6 protein-coding genes are annotated in these 13,241 nt (G+C 52.0%); 3 read left to right on the forward strand and 3 right to left on the reverse strand.

Features of this window, described 5'->3' with window-relative positions:
* Positions 1-35 precede the first annotated feature (35 nt).
* A complete protein-coding gene (gene dnaE, locus ACZ5PT_RS18625) occupies positions 36-3,506 on the reverse strand; it encodes a DNA polymerase III subunit alpha (RefSeq protein WP_464264516.1) in 3,471 nt (1,156 codons plus the stop codon).
* 436 nt (positions 3,507-3,942) lie between these two features.
* Between dnaE and ACZ5PT_RS18630 the strand changes: the two genes are divergently transcribed.
* The 3 genes from ACZ5PT_RS18630 (at position 3,943) to ACZ5PT_RS18640 (ending at position 7,669) form a co-directional block, all read left to right on the forward strand.
* Positions 3,943-5,157 carry a cation:proton antiporter gene (locus tag ACZ5PT_RS18630; protein WP_464264517.1) on the forward strand — a complete coding sequence of 405 codons (1,215 nt, stop codon included), beginning with the start codon at positions 3,943-3,945 and terminating at the stop codon, positions 5,155-5,157.
* Positions 5,158-5,226: 69 nt separating this feature from the next.
* A complete protein-coding gene (locus ACZ5PT_RS18635) occupies positions 5,227-6,264 on the forward strand; it encodes a GMP reductase (protein ID WP_464264518.1) in 1,038 nt (345 codons plus the stop codon).
* A 94-nt stretch (positions 6,265-6,358) separates the two neighbouring features.
* Complete coding sequence (locus tag ACZ5PT_RS18640; RefSeq protein WP_464264519.1) at positions 6,359-7,669, forward strand: DUF3422 family protein; 1,311 nt, start codon at positions 6,359-6,361, stop codon at positions 7,667-7,669.
* An 84-nt stretch (positions 7,670-7,753) separates the two neighbouring features.
* Here ACZ5PT_RS18640 and ACZ5PT_RS18645 read toward each other — a convergent pair whose 3' ends face one another.
* Both ACZ5PT_RS18645 and ACZ5PT_RS18650 read right to left on the reverse strand, forming a co-directional pair.
* Positions 7,754-9,001, reverse strand: coding sequence for an Ig-like domain-containing domain (locus ACZ5PT_RS18645; protein WP_464264520.1), 1,248 nt, complete (start codon positions 8,999-9,001; stop codon positions 7,754-7,756).
* 13 nt (positions 9,002-9,014) lie between these two features.
* On the reverse strand, positions 9,015-13,130 hold the full coding sequence (locus tag ACZ5PT_RS18650) for a putative Ig domain-containing protein (RefSeq protein WP_464264521.1): 4,116 nt from the start codon (positions 13,128-13,130) through the stop codon (positions 9,015-9,017).
* Between the last annotated feature and the right edge of the window lie 111 nt (positions 13,131-13,241).

The following is a 13,241-nucleotide window of genomic DNA, read 5'->3' on the forward strand; positions in this document are numbered from 1 at the left end:
CATGTGGACATAAATTTACAGATATATTGAAAAAACTATTCAAAATTCATAACGTTATAGCCGAATAACTTTTCAGCATCGGCCATCGCTTCGTCGGAGGCCGCCATCTTCAAATTTTCCGGTAGCCTGATGGTCGTTTCGCTCCGGTTAGGGATGACGATATGTAACTCAACCTGACAGTTGCCCCGATAGCGCTGAATGATCCCCTTCAATTGCCGCATCTGCATCTCATCCAGACCAGGTGTCGTCAAGCGGATATGAATCAGCTCGGTCATCGTCTCTTTGATATCCCGCAACAAGGATACTTCATTGGCGAGCATTTTACAGGATTCTTCACCAACATCAAGCTCGCCACTGACCAAGATGGGATCTTCCCCTTTTAACAATTCCATGGAAGCGGCATAGGTCTCTGGAAATACGACAATTTCAACCGAACCGCTAAGATCTTCGAGGGTGACAAAAGCCATCCGATCACCCTTTTTTGTCATCAGTTCCTTGATGCCGGAAACAATCCCGCAAATCCGCACCTGTTCCTTATCGGTTCGATCAACCAAGCCGGAGGTCTCGCACGTGGTAAAACGTTTGATCGACTCACGGAAGCGATCCAGCGGATGGCCGGTCACATAAAAGCCAAGCGCTTCTTTTTCATTACTGAGCAGAGTTTTTTCGTCCCACTCTTCGACCTCGGGCAGGATACCGTAACCGTTACCAGCCACCGAAACCAACTCGTTACTGCCGAACAGCGAATCCTGCCCCGACTCACGTTCACGCTGCAAACGTTGACCGATCTCCATCGCCTCTTCGATCGCCGACATAAACTGGGCACGTTTGCCGCCGAGGGAATCGTAGGCCCCACACTTAACCAGCGCCTCGACAACCTTTTTATTGACCTTACGCAGATCGACCCGCTCACAAAAATCCTGAAACGAACTGAACGGCTTGTTGCGCTTGACATCCAGAATAGAATCGAGCGCCGCAGAACCAACCCCCTTGACCGCACCGAGACCGAAACGCATCGACTCTTCGGCGACGGTAAAGGAACGATCCGAAGCATTGATATCGGGTGGATGGACCTCAATACCCATGGATCGCACTTCACTGACATTCTTGATGACCTTGTCGGTGTTTTCCATATCCTCGGTCAACAGGGCGGCCATAAATTCAACCGGGTAATGAGCCTTTAGATAAGCGGTATGATAGGCAACCAAAGCGTAGGCCGCCGAGTGAGACTTATTGAAACCGTAGGCTGCAAACATTTCCATCAGATCGAAAACACCCTCGGCCTTCTTCAGATCAAGCTTGTTTTCCTTAGCGCCGGCGAGAAACTTAACTTTCTCTTTGGCCATCTCTTCCGGCTTTTTCTTACCCATCGCGCGGCGCAGCAAGTCGGCGCCACCGAGACTGTAGCCACCGAGGACCTGGGCGATCAGCATGACCTGTTCCTGATAAACGATAACCCCGTAGGTATCATCCAGGATCGGTTCCAACTGTGGAAAATCGTATTTGAACTGTTCCTGACCGTGCTTCCGCTTGATGAAGGAATCGACCATCCCCGAGCCCAAGGGACCGGGCCGATAAAGGGCGACCATAGCGATCAAATCCTCGAAGCAGCTCGGCTTGAGCTTGACCAGATATTCCTTCATCCCCGAGGACTCGAGCTGAAAGACACCGGTCGTTTCACCATGCGAGAGCAGATCGTAGGTGGCCTTATCGTCGTCACGCACCAGCTTAAGGTCGAAATCGGGATTTTTGCTCTTGCGAATTAATTGGACCGCGCCCTCGATGACCGTCAGGGTTTTCAAACCGAGGAAGTCAAACTTAACCAGGCCGATCTCCTCGACATACTTCATCGGGTACTGGGTGACCTGTCCGCCAGATTTAGGGTCGATGTAGAGTGGCAGATATTCCGAGAGAGGTTTCGGCGTGACCACAACGCCAGCCGCGTGGGTCGAAGCGTGACGGGTCAGGCCTTCCAAGGCCAAGGCAATCTTGATCAGTTCGGCGATCTTTTTGTCTTTATCGATCAATTCCTGAATTTTCGGTTCCTGCGCAATCGCCTCTTTCAGGGTGATACCTATAACACCGGGAACCAGTTTGGCGATCTTATCGACTTCGCCGTAAGGAACATTCAGCGCCCGACCGACATCGCGTAACACTCCCTTAGCCAGCATGGTCCCAAAGGTGATGATCTGGGCGACATTCTCCGCGCCATATTTCTGCCGCGTATACTCGATAACCTTTTCCCGGCCATAGATACAGAAATCGACGTCGATATCCGGCATCGAGATCCGTTCCGGGTTGAGGAACCGTTCGAAAAGGAGATTGTAGGGGATCGGATCGATATCGGTAATGCGGATGGAAAAAGCGACCAGTGAGCCGGCCGCCGACCCCCGTCCCGGGCCGACCGGGATATCGTTATCCTTGCCCCAGTTGATAAAATCGGCGACGATCAGAAAGTAGCCAGGAAAGCCCATGCTCTTGACACAGGCCAGCTCTTCGGCCAAACGATCATGGTACACCTGAATCTGCTCGTCGCTCAGTTCGCGCAGCTTGCGAATTTCGTCGAACCGTTCCAGCAGCCCCGCCTCACTCTGCTCTTGCAACATATCATCGAGTGTTTTTCCGGGCGGCTGTTCGAACTGAGGAAAATGGTAAGTATCAAAGTCGAGTTCCAGATCGCAACGCTCGGCTATCTTCACCGTATTATCGGTCGCCCCGGGATAATCCTTGAACAGCTCAATCATCTCATCGGGAGTCTTGACATAAAACTCATCGTTGGCGAACCGCATCCGCTTCGGATCATCCATGGTCTTGCCGGTCTGGATACAGAGAAGCACCTCATGGGCGAAGGCTTCGTCGCGGGTCAGATAATGGCAATCATTGGTCGCCACCAACGGCAGGTTCAGTTCCTCGGCGATTTTAACCAGACCGGCATTGGCCTTGGCCTGCTCTGGAATGTAGTTCTCCTGCAGCTCCAGATAAAAACGGTTGTCGTCAAACATTTGCGACATCTGCCGCGCCCGTTCCAGCGCTTCGTCGTACTGATTGAGATTGATCAGGGTCGGCAGTTCGCCACCAAGGCAGGCGGACAGGGCAATCAACCCTTCGTTATGGGTTGCCAGCAGCTCCCAGTCGATCCGCGGCTTATAGTAGAAACCTTCACGGTAGGCTGCGGAAATCAAGCGGCAGAGGTTCTGGTAGCCGGCCAGGTTCATCGCCAGCAGGACCAGATGGTAGGAAGCCTCCGAAGAGCCGCGGGCATTGCCCTTGGTGAAACGGGAGCCGGGGGCGACATAAACCTCACAACCAACGATCGGCTTGATGCCGTTTTTCTTCGCCTTGCAGTAAAACTCGACCGCACCGAACATGTTGCCATGATCAGTAACAGCCACCGCGGGCATTTTATATTCTTTGGCCCGATCGATCAGCTCATCAAGCTTGATGGCACCATCGAGGAGGCTATATTGACTATGCAAATGTAAGTGGACAAAGTTGGCGTGTTCCATAAATACCAGGAGAGACTGAAGGACGTAAAAATAAAAAACCGACCAACCCAAGGGCTCTGATCGGCGGTGAATTTGTCAGGGGAATTTACCACCGTTACTCAACAATGGTCAACTGAAACCAGCAGTGGTGATAAACTGTATTTTCTATTCACGAGTCAATCTGTCGGGGGATTTGCGTCGATAAACTGGTCAGCAATTTCAAACTCTTTAAGTCAACAAAGCAGCACACGTTGAGCAACGTGAAAATATCGCGGTTAATCAACGATTAAAACGATCAAAGCACGCAAAACAGAGGCATCTTACCCGTCGCATTAATTCAGCTATGAAGATTGACCAAACAACAGGAATCACCCGAGCATATGGTAAAATGTAAGCCAGCATTTCGGGTTAAGGTAAGAAAGCAGGACACGCATTTCTCTAACAGCGGTGGGGCAGCATGGAAAATATTCTCGTCTCCATTTCGCAGATGACCCAACATAACCCGACCCTCAACCTGCTGATGCTGATGGTGATCGTCTGGACAACCGGGGTGATGTGCCGATACATCAATCAGCCGCCGATTCTGGGTGAATTGACGGCAGGGATTATTTTTGGCCCGGCCATCCTCGGCATAATTGCCCCCAACGAAATGCTCAGCGTGCTGTCAGAACTTGGGGTTTTCTTCCTGATGTTCTATGCCGGGCTGGAAACAAACCCTTTCGATCTAAATAAGTATCGGCTCCATTCCTGTCTGGTCGGCATCTCAGGTTTCGTCATCCCTTTTGGCGTTTCCTACCTGACCTGCATGCTGTTCGACCTGCCGACTGTCCAGAGTCTGTTTATCTCTCTCGGACTGTCGATTACCGCCATTGCCGTCAGTGCCAGGGTGCTGCATGACCTGAAACTCACCAACCACCAGGTATCGCCGGTGATAATTGGCGCCTCGATTATTGATGATGTCCTGGCATTATCCTTCTTCACCGCTATCGTTGATATCGGCACAAATCAAGGCTCGGTCAACTGGCTGACCTTCGCCTTTACCATGAGCAAAGTCATCGCCTTTTTTGGCTTGGCGGTTGGCATCGGCATCTGGCTCTATCCGAAAATCGGCCACCATTTTTCCTCCCGCAGCTCCAAAGGATTTACCTTTGCACTAATCATGGCACTGCTATTCGGCCTGTTGGCGGAGATTGCTGGCCTGCATCTCATCATCGGCGCTTACATGGCCGGACTCTTTGTCCGTGAAGGGGTCGTCAGTCAAGAGCTGCTGACAAAAATCTCGGACCGCTTTGTATCCATCACCTATGGCTTTCTTGGGCCAATTTTCTTTGTCAGCCTCTCCTTCCACGTGACCTTCTCGATTTTCAAAACCCATCTGGTGCTGACCGTTGCCCTGTTGTTGGCAGCGATCGTCGGTAAATTGCTCGGTGCCGGAGGTGGTGCCTTAGCAAGCGGGATGAACCGCAAGAAAGCGACCCTGATAGGACTGGCCATGAACGGTCGTGGTGCGGTGGAACTGATTGTTGCATCAATCGGCTTGCAACTGGGACTGATAAATGATGAAATATTTTCCATACTGGTCTTGATCGCCTTTGTCACCACCAGCATGCCGCCGATCATGATGAAGTTGTTTCTCGACCGGATCAATTACAACCTGGAAGATTCCGCGTGACAATCCTTCCTCCCCAAAGGTTATATTTAAGTAAGGCACTGACAGCGACCCTGAAATGCAGGAGAAACTATGCGTATTGAAACAGACCTGAAACTCGGCTTCAAAGATGTCCTGATCCGCCCGAAACGCTCGACACTGAAAAGCCGTGCCCAGGTCAATCTGGAACGCGAATACCGATTTCTCCACAGCCAATATCAGTGGCATGGCACTCCGGTTATCGCCGCGAATATGGATACTGTCGGCACCTTCGAGATTGCCGATGTTCTCGCTGAATATGGCTTGTTGACCGCCATCCACAAGCATTACTCGCTTCAGCAGTGGGATAATTTCCTCAAATCCCGCAATGATGATATCTACCAGCGAATCATGATCAGCACGGGCACCGCCAAGGCCGACTTCAGCAACATGCAGAAAACCATTGAGCAGCACCCAAAGCTGCAATTTATCTGCATCGACGTCGCCAACGGCTATGCCGAATCCTTTGTCGATTTCGTTAAACAGGTGCGGGATAAATTCCCCAACAAAACCATTGTTGCCGGCAATGTGGTCACCGGCGAAATGGTTGAAGAGCTGCTCCTCTCCGGGTCAGATATTGTCAAGGTCGGCATCGGCCCCGGTTCGGTCTGCACCACCCGGGTAAAAACTGGGGTCGGCTACCCGCAGCTGTCCGCCGTGATCGAATGCGCCGACGCTGCTCACGGTCTTGGTGGGCGAATTATTTCCGACGGCGGCTGCGCCTGCGCCGGCGATGTCGCCAAAGCCTTCGGTGGTGGGGCTGACTTTGTCATGCTCGGCGGCATGCTGGCTGGCCACGATGAAAGTGGCGGCCAGTTGGTGCAGCGTGACGGTCAGCAGTTCAAACTTTTTTACGGCATGAGCTCTTCCACCGCGATGGACAAGCATGCCGGGGGGGTCGCAGAATACCGCGCATCGGAAGGAAAAACCGTCGAAGTCCCCTACCGGGGCCCGGTCGCGGAAACAGTGCGGGATATCCTCGGTGGTGTCCGATCGACCTGCACTTACGTTGGTGCCGGCGCCTTAAAAGAGCTGACCAAGCGGACAACCTTCATTCGTGTTCAGGAACAGGAAAATAGAAAATTCACCTGATTTTCTTGCTGCACTTGTCAGTAACGCTCTGGCTCCGTTAGAATCTCATGAAATCTGATTGCAATTTGCCAGATATTAAGTTGAAAGGGAAAAGATGTCAGGTGCCAGAGAAGCCGAATACCAGCTCCACCCCCAGCGAGAGGCGCTCTATAACGAATTACATATTCGCCCGTTTCATCCCCTGAGCAGTCCGCAACAGATTTCCCATTTGGCCGCATGTGCACAAGGCGAGGAGCTGGCCATTTCCCATCAACTGATTTGCGATCTCTGCCGTCGTTATGAAGTGAATCAGCCACCGGCTGGCGCCGTGTCCTTCTATCAGAATTTCGGTGATTTCACCATTCACTGGGAACGACATGTCGAGTTCTACTCCCTGACCATCATGCAAGCGGCAGCGTTAATCGGTGAACCCTTCCAGCATCCGGTCATCAACCTGCTACCGGCCGACTGGCTCAAAGCCCTGCCGGGTGAAATGGTTTCAGCCTTCCACATTATCGTGGATGACCAACAGCTGGATGACCAGTGCTCGGCTCTATGTCGCTACTTTGAAGGTCATCAGGTGATGGTCAGCGATGCCAAAAAGGGTAAAGCGCAACTGTTCACCGCCTTCAAACTGCATGGTGACGGCTACGGTCGCTTCATTGTGCGCAATAATGCACTTAACGATGAGCAGCTCGGACAACTTTCCCGGCGACTGATGGAAATGGAAACCTATCGACTGCTGGCGCTTATCTCTTTGCCGATCGCCAAACGGATCGCTCCCCAGTTAGTCGATATGGATCAGTGTCTGGCAAAGATCCTGACCCAGGTCAATGAAATCGATTCCGCCCGAGGCGAACGCCAACTGCTGGAAAAAATGACGCAACTGGAAGCACAATTGGAAACCTACCGGGCAGAGACTAATCGTCGATTTTCTGCCACTCGCGCCTATCACGAACTGGTTCATACGCGTCTGGAGGGGATGAAGGAGGCCGCTGTTAACGGGCACCTTTCGTTGCAGGAATTTATGAATCGGCGCCTCGATCCAGCCCTACGGACCTGCGAGGCATTGCAAGCCTGGATGGAGGACCTCTCGAAACGGATCGAACGGGCCAGTGACCTGCTGCGCACCAGGGTCAATTTAAACTTGCAGGAACAGAACCGTTCACTGCTCTCGGCCATGAATCGTCGCAGTCAGCTTCAATTCAGACTGCAAGAAACCGTCGAGGGGCTGTCAATTGTCGCCATCAGTTATTATCTCATCGGCCTGATCGGCTACCTGTTGAGCGGTCTCCCCCTGGAAGACTGGGGACTGAGCAAAAAGGTTCTGCTTGCCTGTTCAATCCCGCTGGTTCTGTTGACCATCGGCTATGTGACCCATCGCATCAAGCACCGGTTGATAAAAACCCCATCGGGAGAAGAATAGAGACGCTCCATAGAGCTATAAATCGAAAATAAAAAGGCCGCCCCCATTTTGGAGTGCGGCCTTTTTTATTGCGGAAAGCGTAAGCTAGAAATCTGGAAGCGGTGGAGGAGTCTGGTTGAAAATGGTTGAAAAAGACCAGACAACATCCTGCCCCAGTGAGTTACCGAGCGAATCGGCCAGCTCTTTTTTTAATGTGACCTGATAATCACTGAAAGGCAGCAGCAACTGATCCGGGACAAAGGTCAGTTTTTTCTCACCAGCATCATAACTGATCGTCCCTGCTTGCAAACCTGCAGGGCCGGTCAGTAGAATCAAACCATCAACAAGCAAGGTTTCGTCAAGCGGCTCATCAAAGATAATTCCGAGCGTCACATCGACAGATGCGGTATCGTTTGCCGGAGGCGTTTTGCTGAGCAATCCCGGCGCTTGCATGTCCCAGGTTGGAAGCTCCTGCGTTATCCGTTGTTCATACTGGATCATGAGGTCGGTGTTGAGTGCTGCCGCATCGATGGCGGCGGTAGTTGAAACAACCAGAGCGGCAATATCGATCTGTTGATCAATATTGCGTTCATTGTCGAGCGCCTGTTTGATCAGCGGAGCCTGTTCCTGAATCTTGTCACTGACCATATAAGCAACGACCGCCTGCTCATTGTCGGCAATCTGACCTCCTAAATTCTGTTCAATATCAGCTTGCAAACCACCCATCAATGCGGCAACGACCTGTGCCGCTTTGTGGGCCCGACTGTACTCCGTGGCTAGCAGGGGTTCCCCGGCCTCTGTCCCGCCGGTCCCGCGAGAAAGATAATCCTCAAACAATGAAACGTTATCATCAATACCGAGTTCGGTGCGCACCTGCAAAACCGCCTGTAACTCAGTAAAAGAGGGATTTTTCTCTTGGACGACTTTGACCATTCGGGTCAGCGGGGAGATAAATGACCAGCGGCCTTTGGGAGCCTCAAGCAGGTAGTCCTCGCTGACGGTTAATCCGTTGTCCTCATCGATGGTCTGCCCTGCGACAATCTGGGCAACCACAGAATAAAGTGCTCCTTCTCCAGGATTGACCTCTAACGAATAGGCACCACCAGCCGTTGAAGTCGTGGTCGGCTCGCCGTTGTCATAAAGACGATTGGCGTTGCGATCGAGAAACACCCTGGCCCCGCGCAAGTAGCCATCGGCAACTGCGCCACTTAAGGTTGTCACCGCAGCGCCACCGCTATCTGCCGTTTTGGTCCCACTGGGAGCATCACCGCCACCACCACCACCACAGGCACTAAGCATCAGAAGCGCCACCGCACAACAAAACTGACTTAATATCGTAGGATATCTTTTCATGGCTTTTCTCCTGTTACTGTCGCGGCTTGGCAATTAACAGCTTGACGGGCTGATCAGTCGGGTTGACATAAATCCAGTAACCGATCCAGGGCGTCAAAATTGCACTTCTGGTGCCGCCAGCACTCTCAAACGCGTTGGTGTTTCCCCAATCAACGCCGAGATAATAATAAACACCATCGACCACTAGGTTCTCCGCAGCAGCGGCCAACCATAACTGTGGAGAATTGTTCCCAACCTGAATCTGGACATCGGCAAGAACGACATTGCCTTTGTAGGGATTGGCTATCAGGTTCCAACCTGCCTGCACCACAATTTCGTGGGTCGCAGTAGTAATTTCACCATAAGCGTCCAAATCGGGTAAAGTACCCTCCTCCGTCCGCTTAAGGACATATCCCTCTCCGGCTTTAACAGGCCCCCCGCTATCTACTTTTTGATAACTGCCTTTGAGCCTATCCGCAGGAAGCCAACGATAAGCCTGGACAACATTGAAGGCGGTCACACTATCGAGAGCTGCACTGTCGATATTTCCTGGGGTGCCGATGACATTTTTCCCTTGCAACAATTCAACAGTCGGTCCGGATAGCAGTCCCGAATGAGGATAGCGCCACAGTTGACCGCCAGTTGTATTCTCGACAATGAAGTAGAACTGATGAGCGTTCGCTGGTCCTAAACGGGTAACATAGCGATATTGAGCCCCTGTAGTCAGAGCACCATCTTCCAATTCCATCCGGTAACGATATCCATCCAGCATCAAGAATACGTGACGTTGATCGGCAGCGACGGCTTCGCGAACAGTTATATGGAACTGATAATCAAGGTCGAGTTTCGGACTACTGGCAACAAGGTTATTGCTGTCATCGCCACCATCAACTCTCTCTACTCCGGCTAATCCTTCAGCCGTGGGATCGAGACTGAGCCCCGTCGGAATGGCCGAAAAAACGGCCTCGATACTGTGATGATCTGAAATATTGTCAAACTGATAGCTGGCAACAGTACCAACGGAAACGTTATCCACCAGCAAGTCATTAACATAGAAACCAGCCATCGGTGACAGGCTATAGCTTTGTGATCCGCCGTAGAGGACCGACGTTTGCCCTTCTGGGGTAATAAACCCACCACTGCCGGTCGTTGCACTGATCAACCAGCCCGACTTACTGCTATCCAGCGGGGCACCGTCACGCACATCGGAAACACCATCGTTGTCATCATCAGTGTCAGCGTTGTTGCCGATCTGGTCGCCATCACTATCAAGCCACTCATTACCATCGGAAGGAAAGGCATCCAAATGATCAAAGACGCCATCACCATCGCTGTCCAAAGAAACATAGGCCTGCACTTCAAGAGAGAATAGCGGCAGAAAGACGATGGCATTACCATCGCTGGCACCAATTGCAATGGCGGCCGTTGTTCCGATCTGCGACTCACTCGGTGTACCGCTGAGTTGACCGGTGGTGGTGTCAAAGCTGGCCCATGCTGGCTTGTTACTGATGCTGAAGGTCAAGCTGTCGTCATCTGGATCACTGGCTGATGGGGTGAAACTGTAAGCCGTTGACGCCATCACCGTCACTGCTGGCGTGCCACCGATAATTGGCGATTGGTTACTGTCAACAACAGCGATTGCGACAGTTTCAGAATCGCTTAGAGAACCGTCGGTGACATTAAAGGTTACCGTAAAGTTTCCGGCCTGGGTATAGTCCGGGGTCCAACTAAAGCGCTGCTGGTCAGCGTCAAAGCTGGCGCCGGCAGGCAACCCGGAGGCGCTGTAGGTAAGAGCGGCATTCTCAGGGTCACTGGCAGTGATCACCAAGGCAAGGTCCCCTCCCTCATTGACACTCTGGCTGCCAATCACATCCAGCACCGGAGCTTCATTGAGGTTGGCGACACTAATGGTGACAACCTCGGAATCACTCAGGGTGCCATCAGTCACAGTGAAGGTCACTGCGTAGGAGCCAGCCTGGTCGTTTGCCGGGATCCAGCTTAAGGAGCGGGTCGAAACAGTAAAAACTGCGCCGGTGGGCAGGTTACTGACACTGTAGGTGAGTGAATTTGCATCGGGATCAGTCGCATTGGCAACCAGGTTGAGGCTACCGCCTTCTGTCAAGCTCTGACTTCCGATAGCGTCCAGTACCGGAGCTCGATTTACATTCGTCACATTGATGGTAACGGTTTCCGAATCAGTTAAGGATCCGTCACTGACAGTGAAAGTGACCGGATAAATCCGAGTATTTTCCGTCGTTTCAAAAGGCGAAGTCCAACTGAACAAGCGGGTTGCCGGGTTAAACGTCGCACCACTCGGCAAATCGGTGGCACTGTAGGTCAAGCCATCATTGTCGGGATCAAAACCACTGATCGTAAAGCTGAGAGCAGTCCCCTCACCGACACTCTGGGTACCAATTCCGGCTAACAGCGGCGGACGGTTAACATCGCTGATGGTTATCGAAACAACCTCAGAGTCGTCCAAGTTGGCATCCGCGACACTGAAAGTAACCGAATAAACGCCCGACTGCGCATAATCAGGAATCCAACTAAAGACTCTGGTCGCCGGGTTAAAACTCGCACCATTAGGGAGGTTGCTCGCACTGTAAGTCAAACTGTCGCCATCCGGGTCGGTTGCCGTCACGGTGAAACTCACGCTGCTGTTTTCAGCCCCTAGTTTGCTGCCGATGGAACCAAGCACAGGCGCACCGTTGCCAGCGACGACGGTGATTGTGACGACTTCTGAAGCGCTCAAGTCGCCATCAGTGACACTGACGGTTACGGAATAGCTGCCTCCTTGATTTGTGGTGGGAATCCAACTAAACACCCGTGTTGAGCTGTTAAAAGTAGCCCCAGTTGGCAAGTTTGCGGCACTAAACGTCAGGGTGTCTGCATCCAGATCACTACCATTGACGGAAAACATAAGCGTATCTAACTCACCAACCGTTTGGCTACCGATGGTTGTCAATGACGGCGAGCGGTTGGTATTTGCAACTGTAATCGTCACAATTTCGGAATCGTTGAGGCTACCATCGCTGGCGGTGAATGTAATATCGTAGCTGCCAGCCTGATCATAATCAGGAGCCCAACTAAACAAATTACTAGCTGAATTGAATACGGCTCCATCAGGCAAAGCACTAACACCAAAGGTCAGACTATCACCATCTGGATCAGTGCCACTAATCGGAATATACTGAGTATCTCCTTCGGCAACCCCTTTAGATCCTATTGAGGCTAGCACCGGTGCCTGATTTACCGCGACTACTTCTATTGCTGTAACGCTGATTGTTTCCGAATCGGAAAGGCTTCCGTCAGAGACAGAAAAGGTAACTGAATAACTCCCAGCCTGCCCCGAGGCCGGAGTCCAGGCAAAGGTTCGGGTTGAAGCATTGAACGTCGCTCCGGTCGGCAGACCGGTGGCGGAATACGTCAATTGATCGCCATCGCCATCGGTTGCAGAGACGCTGAAACTCAGCTGTGCCCCCTCGGTCACGGACTTTGCACCGATAGCACCAAGCACAGGTGCGCCATTACCTGCGACGACGGTGATTGTCACGACTTCTGAATCACTGAGACTGGCGTCTGCTACGCTGAATGTGACATCGTAGCTACCGGCTTGAGTTGGAGTCCAGGCAAAGGTTCGGGTTGAAGCATTGAACGTCGCTCCGGTCGGCAGACCGGTGGCGGAATACGTCAATTGATCGCCATCGCCATCGGTTGCAGAGACGGCAAAACTCAGCTGCGCCCCCTCGGTCACGGACTTTGCGCCGATCGAACCGAGAACGGGTGGGTTATTCGTCCCTCCGCCACCATCATCAACAACGGCTTCGCTGAAGACCAGATTTGAGTAGCTGCTTTCATAGCCAGCAGCATCATAAGCGGTAACAGCAAAATAATGCTCGTCGCCATCGGCAAGCCCGGTGATGGTGGAAGTCAAAACACTGCCGACATCGATCGGAGAAGCGCCTTGAGTCGCCCCAGTGCCATCCAATGGCAGCTGACTGGAATTACTTTTATAGTAAATTTTGTAGCCAGAAACAGTGCTGGGGCTGGCATCCCAAGAGAGTGTGACGTTCTTTGCCAGCGCTGGTCCGGCGAGTAACATAAAGAAACAAAACAACACTATCGTCTTTATTAACGGTCTACTTTTCATTATTGCCCCCGACGCCTTCTTTACAGTTTTATAGTGCGGGCTAAAAAAATGCGCTCATCTTCCGTTGCCGAAGATGAGCGCATCTGTATCCAAAGGTTCGGAAAAATACGC

This window comes from Desulfuromusa ferrireducens, assembly GCF_055389805.1.